Source organism: Bacteroides sp. AR29, assembly GCF_900217715.1.
Classification (GTDB): Bacteria; Bacteroidota; Bacteroidia; order Bacteroidales; family Bacteroidaceae; genus Bacteroides; species Bacteroides uniformis.
Map to the genome: position 1 here is coordinate 158,476 of NZ_OBMS01000003.1, position 17,038 is coordinate 175,513.

Here is a 17,038-nt window from a genome sequence, read left to right on the forward strand (position 1 = left end):
GAATTATTTAAAATCAATAAAGTGCGCTGGAAGGAGGATTAGGATACAAATTGCATGAATTGGTTGTTCGTTGGTATTATTTGTGTTCTTTTCCTTTTTTTATCGTGATTTATTATAATGTTTAATCTTAAAGAATATGAAAAAGAATCGAGTGTACACAGTAAATTCATTGCTGGCTCGGATAGGTGGGAACTATAAGTTCTGGCTTATTGCCTTGCCTGCTGTGACTATGCTGGCGCAGGCTCCTGCGGTTTATGCACATGCGGAGACTATTACTGTGGTGCAGCAAAACAATGCCACGGTGAGAGGTTCCGTTAAGGATGCCACAGGTGAAAGCCTGATTGGAGTGAGTGTTACTGTTAAGGGTAAAGAAGGTGTGGGTACCATTACAGATGTGGATGGAAACTATTCCATTGTTTGTAGTGCCCAAGATGTTCTCGTCTTTTCCTATGTGGGATATGCCACTCAGGAAATTGCTGTGAAAAATCAAAAACAATTGAATGTTGTCTTAAAGGAGGATACCAAGGTGCTGGATGAAGTTATTGTCATCGGTTATGGTACTACTACCCGCAAGAGTGCCGTAGGTGCTGTAGACCAGGTAAAGGCTTCCATGATCGAAGACCGTCCCGTGGCTAACATGACAGATGCTTTGCAAGGGGCTGCGCCCAACGTGGTTATCCAGCAGCGCAGTAGCAATCCTAATGATCGTAAGACTAACTTTAATATCCGTGGTATCAGCACTGTGAATGACAATAGTCCGCTTTTTGTCATAGACGGATTGGTAGCTGATGGCGGTAGTTTCGATAAATTGAATCCCAATGATATTGAGAACATTTCCATCTTGAAAGATGCCGGTACAGCTGCTATTTATGGTTCACGTTCTTCCAATGGTGTAGTTTTGGTTACTACTAAGAAAGGTAAGAAGAACCAGCGTGCGACAGTTCGGTTAAGTGGTATGATGGGATGGCAGAATCCGGATATCTTGTTTTCTCCGGTGAAAGGCTATCAGAACGCTACTTTGCGCAATTTAGCTGCCACCAATGCTGGAGAGGCTCCTTTGTATACACCCGATCAAATCCGTGACCTGGCTGCCCATCAAAATGAAGAAAGCTGGTTTTTTGATCAGATAGTCCGCACAGCCTTACAGCAGAATTACAATCTAAGCGTATCTGGAGGTAGTGATAAAACTACTTACATGGTGTCCATGGGTTATTATGACCAGGAAAGTAATTATGTGGGCAACAGTGATTTTGGCGTGCAGCGTTATAATTTTCGTACCAATGTTAGCACGGAAGTGGGACGTTTGAAACTGAATGCTATTTTGGCTTATACACGTAATAATAGTGTAAGTACCACCGGTGGGAGTTTGGAAGTGGATGCCGCCCGTGTACCTACTTATTATTATTACAAAATGAAATCGGAAGATGGAAGATATTTGTTAAATGATGTATTGACTGAATTTAACCCATTGGGAGCATTGGAAGCTGGTGGCCGTAACAAGTATCGTAACAATTATCTGAACGCTAATGTCAATGCTGAATTCCGGCTTATTGACGGATTGAAGTTGCGTGGAGTGTTGGGTGCGGATGTGATAAACGACATGCGTTCTACCCGCAATTTGGGCGTATCCTATTACTTGAATGAAGAGGCTACCGAACCACGTCCAGTGAAAGATACTGACTATCGGACCAGTAACTGGAATCATACGGCTTACCTTATTAATAGCCAACTTTTGTTGGATTACAACAAGACATTCGGTAAACACAATGTCAGCGGGCTTTTTGGAGTAACCAATGAATCGTTTACTTCGTCTAGCAATGAGATTGAGAAGAAGGGGGTAGATCCCGACTTGGGTATCGGTACAGACATTACCAATAGTACTGTGGGAAACATCACAGGAAAAACATTTGTAGATGAATCCAACCGTACCAGTCTGACTTCTCTGTTGGGACGTGTGGGGTATTCTTACGCTGACAGATATTATACAGAATTCAGCTTCCGTTATGACGCTTCTTCCAAGTTTCATAAAGACTACCGATGGGGTTTCTTCCCTTCTGTTTCATTAGGCTGGCGTTTGAGCGAGGAGAACTTTATGCAGGCTTACAAGGAACGTGTGGGTGACTTGAAACTGCGTACTTCTTTTGGTATCTTGGGTAACCAGTCTATTGGTACTTATGACCGTTTTACTGTTTACGAACTGTACAACAACTCTTACGCATACAACAACCAGACAGTATCAGGCGCAGGTTTTAAGTTAGGTAAGGATAATTTGACTTGGGAAAAGACCAAAACCTTCAACGTGGGTGTAGACGCTTCGTTCTTCAATAACGCTTTGAATGTGACGTTCGACTATTTCTACAAGCGTACGAGCGACATTTTAATGAAGCCCCTTGTGCCTTCGGTATTCGGTACGGATATGGCGATGGACAACATTGGTGAGATGCAGAATCAAGGTTGGGACCTCTCTATCAACTATCGTTTGAAAACGGGAGCCGCAAATCATAACTTCAACTTCAATCTTGGTGACTCTTGGAATGAAGTGCTGAAGTACCCTGGTCACGAAAGAATCTCACAAATAGAGGAGTTGAGCCGTATCACCCGTGAAGGATGTCCGTTGGAGTCTTACTACGGTTACAAGATGGACGGCTTTTTCCAAAGCTACGAGGAGATTGAGGCATCGGCTATTCCTGTAGGTGGAAAGGTACAGCCGGGTGACGTGAAGTTTGTAGACCGTAACGAAGATGGTGTCATCGACTCGAAGGATAAGTTTATCTTGGGTAATGCCTTCCCTCGTCTTACTTTCGGTTTCAACTACAATGTAGAATGGAAAGGATTCGATTTCGGTATGTTCTGGCAGGGTGTGGGCAAGCGTGACATGATGCTTCGTGGTGAATTGATTGAACCGTTCCACGCCAATTACTCTTATAATATCTATAAGCATCAACTGGATTTCTGGACTCCTACCAACACCGATGCACGTTGGCCGAGACTTACTGCTCCGGGTTCTACTTCCAACAGAAACAACTACGGAAACGGACAAGGTTCCGACCTATTCTTGATGGATGGAAAATACCTGCGTCTGAAGAACTTGCAGATTGGTTACACATTCCCTAAAACATGGAGCCGCAAGGTGGGTATGGAAAAGGCACGTATCTATGTCAACGGACAAAACTTGCTGACTTTCAGTAATAACTCGTTTATTGACCCTGAATCTTCTGAGTTCGACTCTAAGATGGGTAATAGTGGCGCCAATTCTGGTAGAAACTACCCGACGCTCCGTTACTATGGTTTCGGTATAGACATTGAATTCTAAAAACAACAGATAACTATGAGACTAAGAAAATATATAGCTTTTGCCGGAATGGCTGTTCTGATGCTTTGCAGTTGCAACGAGATGGAGAACGCACCGACAAACAAATTTACGGATAACTCTTATTGGACTTCCACCACCAAAGCCCAGTATGTGGTGAACATGGCTTACAGCCAGATGTACAATGCAGGCCGTATGTGGAGCGATGAAAGTTTGAGTGACAATGCTTACGACGGTCGCAGTGTGGACGACCAACGTGCCATTCGCAAAGGTATGGCTACTCCCTCGCTCGACATCTTCAAGAATGAATGGAAAGACCTTTACGGAGGCATAAAGACCTGCCACGTGTTCCTTGAAAAGGTGGATCTGGTACCCAACATGGACGCATCTGTTAAAGCACGTATGATTGCCGAGATACGCTATATCCGTGCAAGCCTCTACTTCCGTCTGACTAACCTTTATGGTGCAGTACCTTTCTTTACGGAGGACATCACGCTGGAAGAATCGCGGAGTGTAAGTCGTACAGACCGCGAAACCATTATCAGCTTCATTCACCAAGAATTGGAAGACATCAAGGATGCGCTTCCCACTCGCGACCAATTGCCCGAAGAAGACAAGGGCAAAATTACTAAAGGTGCCGTTTGTGCTTTGCAGGCTCGTGTCTACTTGATGGATAGCGACTGGAACAATGTGATGCTTTATTGCGACAATCTGATGAACAAACAGGGCGAATATGGTACTTATGCCTTATTTCCTGATTATGCCGGGCTTTTTGATGAAGCCAATGAGTATAATGAAGAGATTATCATGGACCGTTCTTATGTACCCAATTTGATTACTTGGGGTGAGATGGTAGACATGATTCCTTTGTCAAGAGGCGGACGTGCCGTGAACCGTGTGCCGCAGCAATCGTTGGTAGACACTTATCTGATGCTTAGTGGAAAGACTATCAGTGAAGCCGGGACAGATTATAACCCTGCTTATCCTTACGACAACCGTGACCCACGTCTCACCGCTACTATCATTTATGATGGCTATGACTGGAGTGGCAATGTGGACGATGGCAGTAAAGACGTAGTCATCAACATTCGTCCGGGTTCGGGAACCGATGCCTACGATGGTGGTGGAAACGGCACTTCTACCGGTTATTTCACCCGTAAGTATTATAATCCGCAGGCTCCCGGTGACCAGAATTCCGGTATGAATATCATCACTATGCGCTATGCTGACATCTTGCTGATGTATGCTGAGGCTGTTCACGAAACAAGCGGTATGACTGAAGAGGTATGGAACAAGACCATCCGTCCCATCCGCGAACGTGCCGGATTTACTGCCGATGCAGCCTTGAACTTTCCTGCCGGAAAGAGCAAGGAAGAGATGAGGCAGATTATTCGCGACGAACGTCGTGTAGAAATGGCGATGGAAGGTTTGCGCTGGTATGATATTAAGCGTTGGAAGGCTGGTAACGAATACTTGTCGGGCAAGGTGCGCGGTGCAAGCTTCGTGGACGAGAACAAGCTTGACACTCGCAAGTTCGAAGAGGCAAGAGATTATCTTTGGGCAGTTCCTATCAGTGAAATCAATTTGAATCCCAATCTGGCGCCTAACAATCCGGGATATGGAAATTAACGTGTATCTAAACTCATTAAAAACAATAGAACAATGAAAACAATATTCTCAACAATAGCTCTTTTTTCGGCAGTCCTCTTTGCTACGTCTTGTACGGAAGACATGGAATACAAGGATTCCAAAGTTTCCTCAGTAAATCAGTTGTATGAACCCACTGACGGCAAGGAAGTAGTCTTGCAATCGTCGGCCAGCGCCAGCCTGTTCTTTGAATGGGAGTCGGCCAAGGCTGAAGATAGCGGTGCCCCTCTTTATGAAGTGGTATTCGATAAAGAAGGTGGAGATTTTTCTAAGCCTATTTACAAAGTGCTTTCTGACAATGGCGGTTCTTTGAGCTATGCTACCATCAGCCACAAGACATTGAACAAGGTTGGTGCGGCTGCCGGATTGAACAGTGGTGAGACGGGTACACTTGTTTGGACAGTAATGGCTTCCAGAGGTTTGAATTCTGTAATGGCAAAGGAAAGCAAGAAGCTCACCATCACTCGCTTGGTGGGATTTGAAGAGATTCCGGCACAGCTTTACTTGACCGGAAGTGCTACTGAAGGTGGTATGGATGCTTCTAAGGCTGTGGCGTGTGCTTCACCCGAAAAGGATAAGTTCGAAGTCTTTACGAAGTTGGAAGGCGGAAAGACTTACAAACTGGTAGATAGAGCAGCCGAAGGTGCCAAGGTGTTTTATATCAATGGCAATAAGATTATGGAAGGCGAAGGCGAGACAACCGTAGAAAAGACGGGAGTTTACCGCATTGAGATGGATTTCTCCATTGCATCTGTAACCGTCAGGGAAGTAAGTAAGATGGAATTCTACTTCTGTCCGAGTGGTGCCGCAACTTTTGAATTGCCTTATGTTGGAAACGGTGTGTTCTGCGGTCAGGATAAAATTGAGTTCAAGCAAGAAGGATGGGGGCGCGACCAACGCTATAAGTTCTTGATGACTTATGCTGATGGTAGTATACAGTATTGGGGAACCAAGAATACTACAGACTCTAATCCTGGTGCGGCTACTCCCGAAGATCCTTATTTCTACATTATGGAGACTCCTGATAACCAATGGGATCAGAAGTGGAAACTGAACAATGAATTCGATGGTGCGGCCGATGGCCACAATCCGGGTGCCATCACCAAGATTAGTGTGATATTCAATGTGGAGAACTATACTCATAAAGTGGAATTGGCCAACTAATTTAAGGAGAGATTATGAAAAAAATATTATTTTGTCTGCCCCTGCTTCTTTTGGCACTTCAATCGTGCGAGATAGAAGATGAGTATATGTATGATAAGGGGCTTTACACCATAGATTGGGATGCGGCTGCCGACAGCAGTTCTGTGACCCTGATAGATCGTTTCTGGAATACGGAAGAGAATTATTTCAACTACGGGAATGACGGTTCAATCAAGGATTTCCATTATTGGCCGCAGGCTCATGCTATGGATGTGATGATAGATGCTTACAATCGTACCGGAGATAGCAAGTACAGCGACTTGTTCGACAAATGGTATGTCGGTATCAAGGCAAAGAACGGTGGCAGTTATTGGAACAACTTTTATGATGATATGGAGTGGATTGCTCTCACCATGATTCGCTTGTACGAAGTTACTGATGAAAACAAGTATCTGGAAACTTCTCAAGAGATGTGGAATGAAATCAAGACCGGTTGGAACGATTACGCAGGTGGTGGCATTGCTTGGACTCACGACCAGCTATGGAGCAAAAATGCTTGTTCCAACGGCCCTGCTGCTTTGATTGCTGCTCGTCTTTACCGTATTAACGGGAATCAGGAGGATTTGGATTGGGCTGTCAATATTTATAAATGGGAGCGTGAAAATTTATTTAACCCTGCTACCGGCGCCATCTATGATAATGTGAACGGTGAAACGGGTGAGTTGAGTACACTTTCTCTTTCTTATAACCAAGGTACATTCTTGGGTGCTGCTTACGAACTGTATAAGATCACAGGAGAAGAGTCCTATTTGAAAGATGCTCGTAAGGCTGCCAATTTCGGTATCAGTAATAGCAGCATGATAGATACTGGAAACAATTTACTTCGTGATGAAGGCGATGGTGACGGAGGTTTGTTTAAGGGTATTTTCATGCGTTATTATGTGCAGTTGATTATGGAACCGAATTTGGACCCCATATATAAGAAGAAATTCATCACTTTCTTTAACAATAATGCTGAAATCTTGTGGCGAAAGGGAATCAATAAACTTGATTTGCTGTATAATACTAACTGGGCAATGAACAATAGCGGCAACAACCATCTGACTACGCAGACAAGTGGTTGTACTTTGATTGAAGCCAAAGCTCTCTTTGAAAAGAGCCTGAAATAAGTTAGCAATTAAAAGTGTGTCGAAACTCAATCTGGTTATTGGGTTTCGGCACATTTTTTTTTAGAGCCAGTTTTAATTGGCAGTTATTTTGGAAATAATGTTTTTAGAGACAACAGTTTTTTATATAAAATAAACACAAAAGATGAAACAGAATCAATATTTATTTCTACTGTTCGCCCTGATTGTTCTGACGGGCTGTGGCGGTACGCAGAAGAAATTAACCGAATATGTCAATCCTTTCTTGGGTACGGCTACTTTGTGGGAGCCTGAGGACTTAGGGTATACGCGCAAAATAAAGTCACGTACATGGGGTGCGGAAACTTATCCGGGTGCTACCTTGCCCAACGCAATGGTGCAGCTCAGCCCCGTTACACAGTTTCGTAGCGGTGCGGGCTATCAATATGAGGACACTGTGATTTATGGTTTTTCACATACTGCTAAAGGGCATTGGAACTTGTTGCATGTCCCCATGTTGCCAGTGGTGGGAACTATCGCTCCGGGTAATTATTGCTCCGGGTTTAGTCACGAGAAGGAATCTGCGCATCCGGGGTATTACCAAGTTTATCTGGAACGCTATAAAGTGAACGCCGAGTTGACCAGTACCTTGCGTTGTGCCTACCATAAATATACTTTCGGCAAGGGCGACGATAAGTCATTATTGGTAGACATCCGCCGTTCTAATAATGATGTCCGTGATTGGAAGATTGAGAAGGTTGACGATAATACGTTCACGGGTTATCAAGATGGCGATGGTAAAATCTACTTTTACGCTAAGACCAACTATAAAATAGGCCAAGTGGAAATGGTAAAAGACGACAAACATGAGGTGGCTGTGCTGCGTTTTATCGACAGCAAAGGTGTTGAACCTTTGGAAGTGAAGGCTGGTTTCTCGTTTGTGAGTATAGAGAATGCTCAAATGAATTTGAAGGCCGAAATGTTGAACAAAAGTTTTGCACAAGTGGCAGAAGAAGCTGATGCGGCTTGGGAAGCACTCCTCTCCAAGATTCAAGTTGCAGGTGGCACGGAACGTGAAAAGAGATTGTTTTATTCTACTTTCTTCCATGCTTTTAAATGGCCGGCTTTGCGTAGCGATGTGAATCATGAATATACTGATGTCCGTGGCGAAGTAGTGAATAACGGCTTCCACTATTACACTGACCCTTCTTTTTGGGACGATTATCGCAACAAACTGGTACTCATAGGTATGATTTCTCCCGATGTGACTACTGACATCATTAGGTCTATTATTGACAAAGGTGAGAAGCGTGACGGCTACATGCCCACCTTCTTCCATGGTGATCACGCTTCCACTTTTATTTCTGGTTCTTGGTTGCGTGGTTTGCATGATTTCGATCTGGAGCGTGCTTATAAGTTGATTCTGAAAAATGCTACGGTGCCCGGTAAAGGAGGACGTCGCTATTTGGATGAGTATATGGAGCGAGGTTGGATTGCTGAAAAAGACACAGTGAATGTACCCACATGGGACGAATACAAAGGGGCTGTGACCAAGACCCAGGAATATGCTTACGATGACTATGCCGTAGCCTTGGTAGCCAAGGAGCTGGGAGATGAAGCCAACTACAAACTGATGATGGAACGCTCCAACAACTACAAGACGCTATTCGACCCCTCTACCGGCTTTTGGAGAGGTAAGATTGACGATGGTAGCTGGATTCAGGATTTCGATCCGTATTATCCCTATTACCAGTACATGTACCGTGAGGCCAATGCATGGAACGCCCTCTTCTTCGCCCCCCACGACCCCGAAGGCATGATTAAGCTCTATCCCAGTAAAGAGGCGGTGGAGGCTAAACTGGATTCCTTATTCAGCGAACCGTGGAGAGGTTACGAGGCCCACAACCTGACCGGATTCATCGGAAACTATTGCCACGGAAACCAGCCGGGACACAGCATTCCTTACACCTATTATTTCATAGACAAACAAGAGAAAGCCCAATGCATTCTTGACAGTCTGATGAACCACTACTATGACATGGGTGCCGACAAGCTGGCTTATGCAGGGATGGATGATGCCGGCGAGATGTCTTCGTGGTATGTGCTCAATGCTATTGGACTTTACACTTATTCGCCTGCCGATCCTGAATATATTGTTACTGTTCCCTTGTTCGATAAAGTGACGTTCAATCTGAATGGTCGTCCCTTTACGATTGTGAAGAAAGGAAGCGGCAAGAAGATTATTGACATTACTTATGACGGTAAAAAGATTGACGGTTACTTTATCACCCATGACCAACTGAGGGAGGGCAAGGAACTGGTGATTACTACGGAATAGATAAACAATGGAGTTATGAAAAGAAATATACTGCTTCTATTCACATTCTTTGCTTGCATTACTGTACAAGGGCAGACTCCGGTTCGTTTGGTTGATCTGAGGAGCGAACATCTTGACAGACCTATAGGTTTGGATAATCCCGTTCCACGCCTTTCTTGGCGGATGGAAGATGGTAGGCAGGGAGCTGTGCAGACTTCCTGGCGGATTGTGGTAGACGAAGACTCGTTGAATGTGGTCAATGGCTGTGGCAGGATGTGGGATAGTGGAAAGAACGATTCCCGTAATCAGCTTGTGGCCTATGCGGGCAAAAAACTGCAGCCTTTCACTAGATATTATTGGAAAGTAATCTGCAGCGACATGGAATATAAGGAGACTGCTTCTCCTGTCTCTTACTTTGAAACGGGCATGATGGGGATGCAACATTGGCAAGGTGCTTGGATTGGCGATGGCAAGGATATTCATTATGGGCCTGCCCCTTACTTCCGAAAAGAGTTCAAGACCGGCAAAAAGGTAAAGTCAGCGCGTGCTTATATTGCCGCTGCTGGACTATATGAGCTTTACATCAATGGCGAGAAGATAGGAGACCACTGCCTTGCCCCTCTCTATACCCGCTTTGATCGCCGCAACTTGTATGTGGCTTATGATGTGACTTCACAATTACAGAATGGTGACAACGCTATTGGCGTACTTTTGGGTAACGGTTGGTATAACCATCAATCCAAAGCAGTGTGGGACTTCGACCGTGCCCCTTGGCGCAACCGTCCCACTTTCTGTCTGGACTTGCGCATTACTTACACCGATGGAAGCGTGGAGACTATTCCCACCGATCTCAGTTGGCGGACAGCGTCGGGTGCAATCACTTTTAATAGTATCTATACTGGCGAGCACTACGATGCACGTCTGGAGCAGAAAGGATGGAGCACTCCGGAATTCGATGATTCCAAGTGGCGCGGAGTAGCCTATCGGAGTGTACCTTCTTCCAATGTCACTGCCCAGCAAGTACATCCCATCCGTAATGTAAAGATTTTCCCCGCCGTCTCTTTCCGCAAAGTGGACGAGAAAACATACATCTATGATTTCGGGCAAAATATGTCCGGTGTGACTTGTATTCATGTTTCGGGTGAACGGGGAACGGAGGTCAGAATCAAACATGGCGAACGCTTACATCCAAATGGCCGCCTCGATCTCTCGAACATTGATGTCTACTTTCGAGGCGATAAGGAGAAAGACCCTTTTCAGACGGACATTCTCATTCTGAGTGGAGAAGAGGATGAGTTCATGCCCCGATTTAATTACAAGGGATTTCGTTATGTGGAGGTAATGGCAGATAAGCCTATTGAGCTTGACCAAAACAGCTTGATTGCTTACTTCATGCACAGTGATGTGCCGGCAGTAGGTAGCTTGGAATCTTCGAGTCCACTGATAGGCAAGCTGCTCCATGCTGCCAATCACTCTTACCTTTCCAATCTGATGGGCTACCCCACCGATTGCCCTCAGCGCGAGAAGAACGGTTGGACTGGTGACGGTCATTTTGCCATTGAGGCAGCATTTTATAACTTTGATGGAATTACCGTTTACGAAAAATGGTTGGCCGACCATCGTGACGAACAGCAGCCCAACGGAGTGCTGCCCGATATTATTCCAACTGGTGGATGGGGATATGGTACAGACAACGGGCTGGACTGGACTAGTACTATTGCCATCATCCCTTGGAATATCTACCTCTTCTACGGTGATAGCAAGCCCTTGAGCGATTGTTACGAGAGCATCAAACGTTATGTGGATTATGTGGAGCGTATCTCTAACAATCATCTCACTACGTGGGGGCGCGGAGACTGGGTGCCGGTGAAGTCAAAATCCAATAAAGAGCTGACTTCCTCGGTCTACTTTTATGTAGATACCAAGATTTTGGCCGCTGCTGCCAAACTCTTCGGCAAACAGGCCGATTACGAATATTATAATGCCTTGTCGGAGGAGATAAAGCAAGCTGTCAATGATAAGTTCCTGAATCGAGAAACAGGCATCTATGCCGAAGGTTCACAAACCGAATTGAGTGTTCCCTTGCAATGGAAGATTGTGCCCGAAGAGTTGATAGGAAAAGTGGCAGCTAACTTGGCACATAAGGTAGAGGAGGACGGTTTTCACTTGGATGTGGGTGTATTAGGAGCTAAAGCTATTCTGAATGCACTCAGCGAAAATGGTTATGCTGAAACAGCTTATAAGGTGGCTGTACAGGACACTTATCCTTCATGGGGTTGGTGGATGGTGAACGGTGCCACTACGCTGCTCGAGAACTGGGATTTGCAGGCTACTCGTGACATCTCGGACAATCATATGATGTTCGGTGAAATAGGTGCTTGGTTCTACAAGGGGCTGGGAGGTATTTTCCCTGATCCCGCGCAACCTGGTTTTCAAAACATTCTGCTCCGTCCCCATTTCATAAAGGGATTGAAACGGTTTGAAGCTCGTCATCGGTCGCCTTACGGTGAAATTGTTTCTCGCTGGGAATGGAAAGGGAAATGTGTGCATTATGAAGTTACAGTGCCCGCTAACAGTACAGCTACACTCACTTTACCTGACAAGGCCGAGAATGTACGGGTGGTGGAACTGGCGGCAGGAAGATATGAGTTTATTGTAAAGTGACCTTGTACTTCATTTATGCTTGCAAATATGTAATTAGCGGGTTTGCCACGTTGTTGTGGCATAACTCGCTAATTTTTATAGTCGGTATGTTAAGGGATGGCTTTTTCATTCTTATAGCCTGATCTTTCCCTCCAACCGTATATCTTCCGACGAAGCCCCTATCAGCAGCTTCACCGTTCCGGGTTCTACAACGAACATCTGCTTTCCTTCGTTCCAATAGCCGAGCTCCTCTTTGGGCACGGTAAGCGTCACTTTCCGGGTTTCGCCGGCCTTGATGGGGATACGCTTGAAGGCGCGCAACTGCTTGGAAGGACGTTCCACTTTGGAGTCCGGATAGCTGGCATAGAGCTGTACGACTTCTTCTCCGTCGCGTCCGCTGGTATTCTTCACTGATACCGTCACGCGGATGTTCTTCTTGTCTTGCTTGACGGATTCAATCTTCTCGTACGTAAAGTCGGAATAGCTCAGACCATAGCCGAAAGGATAGAGCACAGGGCCCTGGTGGTACATATACGTACGTCCGTTGCGGATGTCGTAGTCCATCATGTCGGGCAGGTCGGTGATGTCTTTCACCCACGTCTGTACGGTACGTCCGGCTGGATTCACCTTGCCAAAGAGTACGTCGGCCAGTCCGTTGCCCTGCTCCTGGCTGCAGTGGGTGATGTGGACGATGGCAGGCACGTGCTCCTGGCTCCAGTTGATGGTGTAGGGGAAACTGCTGACGAGCACCAGTATGGTATTGGGATTGGCTTTGAGCACCAGCTTCACCAAGTCTTCATCGGGCAGCATCAGCGATTTGCGGTCCACGGCTTCGCGGCCGTCACTGGGGACGGGAGAGAACTTCCAGTCCGCACGTGTGCCGTAAGGATGGTTTCCTACACATACAATGGCGATGTCGGCGGCTGCGGCAGCCTTTTCCGCCTGGTCCATGCGGTTGTCTTCGGCGTGGATGACTTCGGTATCTTCCTTTACAGCATTGCGTATGCCGCTCAGAATCGTTGTTTCGTAAGGCGGGGTACCACTATACCAGTCTTGCACGATTTTGTCCGAATACGGGCCTATAACGGCTATTTTACGCAGCTTTCCGGCATCGAGTGGCAGGAGATTCTTGTTTTTCAATAACACCACAGACTTGGCGGTGACTTCCCGTGCCAGCCTACGGGCTTCTGCTGTCATGAAAGGCGGTGTCTCCGTACTGTCCTTTCCGATGGAGAGATAAGGGTTACGGGAGTGGTCCCCGTCCAGCAAGCCGAGCTTGAGGGCGACGAAGATGTTCCCGCGGATAGCCTTGTCGATGTCGACTTCGGTCAGTAATCCCTTTTCCAGAGCTTCCTTGACGTAAGGAACGTATGCGTCGAGAAATTGTCCTGTGGTGGCTTTTACTACGGCAGCGGCACCCTCCGCAAAGCTCGGAAAACTCTTGTGCGCTTCAATCAGCAGTTTCAGGGCACCGCCGTCCGTACAGATGATACCGTTGTTGCCCCATTGCTTGCGGGTAATCTCTTCGAGGCAGGGATGGATGGACATGGGGATGCCGTTCCAACTGTTGTAGGCGGCCATGAAGGCGCGGCTGCCTCCCTCGGTGATGCCTTTATAGAAAGGATAAGCGTAGTATTCATGGAACAGCCGCGTGTCGAAGTCGGAGGAAGTGCTGTCCCGTCCGTCCTCGTTACTGTTGGCAAGGAAGTGTTTCATCAGAGAGGCAGTTTTCCAGTAGCGGGGATGATTGCCTTGCAGGCCGCGTACGCTGGCAATGGTGAGTTGGGCGGTGAGGAAAGCATCTTCTCCGAAACTCTCCTCGGTACGTCCCCAGCGTGGGTCGCGGGCAAGGTCGGCATTCGGAGCGCGCATCACGAGGGCATGACGCTTGTTGCCGGTGGTCTGCATGTAGTAGCGGGCTTCTTCAGCGGCTTGTTCCGCTACTTTCTGCACCAAATCGGTGTCCCATGTGGAGCCCAGACCGTAGGATTGGGGGAATATGGTGGTGGGGCAGTCTGTGGGGACTACTTTCCCGTCTTCCGTTCTTTGGCGTCCGCCCCACATGGCAGGCCCGCCGAGGGTCAGCCCGTGCAGTCCTTCGTAGTGTCCGCAACGGGGAATGTTGAGGCGGGGGACACCGAGGTCGGTGGAAAGAAGGTTTATCTTTTCATCCAATGTCAGGATGGAAAGAAGATGGTCCACGCGCTGTTCGTCGGTGAGCGTGGTATCTTGGAAGGCTTGTGTTTGTTGTGCGCTTGTCTGCAGGCAAAGCAGCAGAGAGAAAATGAGGAGTAGTGACTTGTTTCTCATGGTTCATTAGGGTTTAATGGATTCAATGTAGTGGGTTGTCATAGCAAACATTCTTGGTTGTTATCTCAATCTATACCTTTTGTCTGCACGAGATGTGCATCTCATGATGTACGAGATGTATATTTCATGCAACTTGAGATGCGCATCTCGTACATGAAAGGATAGGGGATTATGGGATGGACATTCGTTGCAACCGTCCGTCCTGCGGCAGGCAGAGCAACCCTTCGGCTTTCTTTTCGTCTGCCAGATACTTCTTCCACGTAATCTTGTCCCACTTCATCTGGTCTGTGCATTGTGCCACGGGGATATGGGGGATGGCCGAACCGTCCTTTACAAGAATGATGATGGGCAGGGTGCCGCACTCGATATGGTTCCATCCCGGAGCATACACCTTTCCGGTCTGGTAGTCTATCCATTTCTGCCGTCCGGGGAGGTAGACATCCCGTCCGCTGCCCTCTTCGAGCATGGGGGCCACGAGGAGATTGGAGCCGAACATGTACTCGTCCTCTACCAGCCATGCACCCGGGTCGTCGGGATACTCCAGCAGCAGGGCGCGGAGCATCGGCCAGCCGTTCTCGGTGCACTCTTTGGATTGTGCGTATACATAGGGCATCAGTTTGTACTTCAGCTCGGCGCAACGGCGGAAATAGTCTGTGAACTCTTTCCCGTAGTACCACGGCTCAGTGGGAGGTGCTCCGTGCACGCGGCTGTGGCTGGTGAGGAAGCCGAAGGGCAGCCAGCGGCGGTAGAGGCTTTCGGGGCTTTGGGTCACGAAGCCGCCTATGTCATTGCTCCAGAAGCAGAACCCGCTCAATCCGATGGAGAGACCGCTGCGGACGGTTCCCTCGAAACCGGTTTCGGTGGTGGCGGCATCACCGCCCCAGTGCAGCGGATAGCGTTGTGAGCCTGCCCATGCAGAGCGTGCCCAGATGATGTTTTCGCCGTGCAGCTTCTTGATGATGTCGGCCACGGTTTTGTTGTAGCGCAGCGGGTAGAGGTTGTGTTCGTACAGTCCGCTACGGCCGTTGGCATAGATGGCATCCAGCGGGGCACCTTCGCCGAAGTCTACTTTGATGGCGCTTACACCCATTTCAATCAGATTGCCGAGTTTTTCCTGATACCACTTCACGGTTTCGGGGTTGGTGAAGTCCAGCACCACGTCCTCGTAGGGGAGCTGCCCCTTACCGTTGCGTACGTACAGACCGCGTTCCACCAGCTCGGGGAAGAACTTGTTTTTCGGAGTGAAGTAGGGGAGTTGCCAGAGGCAGGTGCGGAAGCCTTGTGACCTTAGGTCGGTGAGCATCTGCCGGGGATTGTCGAAGCGGTCGGCGGCAAAGGCGTAGTCGCACTGCCAGTCCACGCCGAACCAACCGGTATCGAAGTGGATGACGTCGCTCGGTATCTTGTTCTCACGCAGTTTCCGGGCTACATCGCGGCCCTCTGCTTCGCTGAAGTAGGTGATGCGGCTCATCCAGGTGCCGAAGCTCCACAAAGGGGGCATTTCGGGCCGTCCTACCAGTGCGGTGTATTCGCTCAGCATCTCCTTCGGCGAACCCAGGAAGATGAAGATGTCCATCGCTTCGTCTGCCATAAAGAGTTTGGTGGCTCCGATGTAGGAGCAGCCGAAGTCGCAGGTCACGGGGGCGGAAGTGTGCATAAACATGCCATAGCCGCGGTTACTGAAAAAGAAGGGGATAGGCTTGTACATGTCCGGGGTTTCGGGGCCCTGCGGGTCGGTGACAAAGAGGTTGACCTTCTGCCCGGCCTTGTTCAGTGCGGTGGCGGACTCGCCGCAACCGTAGATTTTCTCGTTTGGCGCGAGGCTGAATACGGGATTGATGCTGCGTGAGTTGTCCGAGCCGCGCTTGATGAAGCTGAATGGAGGTACCTTGACCTGTGTGGAGTCGTTGTCGCTCCAGCAACGAGTCTGTGTCAGCAGGCGTCCGTCGGCATCTTTCAGCACCAGGCGCCAGGGGTAATTCTCGATGAGCAGGCTGCCGTATCGGGAGGTGTACAGGGTACCTTTATCCGTCTTCTCGGCTTTCCAGAAGGAGCGTCCGTCGGCAGGCTTTCCTATGAGCATGGGGTCATCGGCATCTTCTTTCGGTACGATGGGCGAGGTAAGCATATGGATGCGGAGGGTACGTTCGCTGACCGGTTCGACGGTGAACGTCAGTTGTGGATTGTTGTCGTAGGCCGTCTCCGGGAAGTCCAGCGACTGGAGGGGCTGGTGCAGGTAGGTGTTTGCATTGAATGCCTGGCGGGGCATCAGTTGCTGGCGTTTCCACTGGACAGTCCCCTTGCCGGTGGAGGTGTCGAACGATACCAGGCTGTCGGCAAAGAAATAGGTGTTGCTGAGGTCCAGAAAATCCTGGCTCATGTCTTTCGACTGGGAAAGCAGGTATTGCACGCCGGCATTTGTTTTCAGTTGGGCATGTGCGGGCGGGATGACAGTTGCTGCTAGCAGCATAAAAGCTGCCCCTTTCATCAGTTGTTTCTCTTTCATGATAAATATATGATTTACGGTTACTGTTTCGATGCCGT

The 17,038-nt window shown here is 48.0% G+C and carries 8 protein-coding genes; 6 read left to right on the forward strand and 2 right to left on the reverse strand.

The annotated features are described in order from the left end of the window. Positions 1–136 precede the first annotated feature (136 nt). The 6 genes from CSD97_RS02180 (at position 137) to CSD97_RS02205 (ending at position 12,205) form a co-directional block, all read left to right on the forward strand. Complete coding sequence (locus tag CSD97_RS02180; protein ID WP_005824843.1) at positions 137–3,313, forward strand: TonB-dependent receptor; 3,177 nt, start codon at positions 137–139, stop codon at positions 3,311–3,313. Positions 3,314–3,328: 15 nt separating this feature from the next. Beyond that, positions 3,329–4,939 carry a RagB/SusD family nutrient uptake outer membrane protein gene (locus tag CSD97_RS02185; protein WP_005833936.1) on the forward strand — a complete coding sequence of 537 codons (1,611 nt, stop codon included), beginning with the start codon at positions 3,329–3,331 and terminating at the stop codon, positions 4,937–4,939. Positions 4,940–4,972: 33 nt separating this feature from the next. Then, on the forward strand, positions 4,973–6,121 hold the full coding sequence (locus CSD97_RS02190; protein WP_005833935.1) for a SusE domain-containing protein: 1,149 nt from the start codon (positions 4,973–4,975) through the stop codon (positions 6,119–6,121). 14 nt (positions 6,122–6,135) lie between these two features. Beyond that, on the forward strand, positions 6,136–7,269 hold the full coding sequence (locus CSD97_RS02195) for a glycoside hydrolase family 76 protein (protein WP_061412255.1): 1,134 nt from the start codon (positions 6,136–6,138) through the stop codon (positions 7,267–7,269). Between the two features lie 142 nt (positions 7,270–7,411). After that, the gene (locus tag CSD97_RS02200; protein WP_005833933.1) at positions 7,412–9,562 is read left to right on the forward strand and encodes a GH92 family glycosyl hydrolase; all 2,151 of its coding nucleotides are present in this window, start codon (positions 7,412–7,414) and stop codon (positions 9,560–9,562) included. Positions 9,563–9,577: 15 nt separating this feature from the next. Beyond that, positions 9,578–12,205, forward strand: coding sequence for a glycoside hydrolase family 78 protein (locus tag CSD97_RS02205; protein WP_005833932.1), 2,628 nt, complete (start codon positions 9,578–9,580; stop codon positions 12,203–12,205). A gap of 111 nt (positions 12,206–12,316) precedes the next feature. Here CSD97_RS02205 and CSD97_RS02210 read toward each other — a convergent pair whose 3' ends face one another. Both CSD97_RS02210 and CSD97_RS02215 read right to left on the reverse strand, forming a co-directional pair. Continuing rightward, positions 12,317–14,494 carry a glycoside hydrolase family 3 C-terminal domain-containing protein gene (locus CSD97_RS02210; protein WP_098031908.1) on the reverse strand — a complete coding sequence of 726 codons (2,178 nt, stop codon included), beginning with the start codon at positions 14,492–14,494 and terminating at the stop codon, positions 12,317–12,319. Positions 14,495–14,663: 169 nt separating this feature from the next. Then, complete coding sequence (locus CSD97_RS02215; protein WP_057097378.1) at positions 14,664–17,000, reverse strand: alpha-xylosidase; 2,337 nt, start codon at positions 16,998–17,000, stop codon at positions 14,664–14,666. Positions 17,001–17,038: the final 38 nt, after the last annotated feature.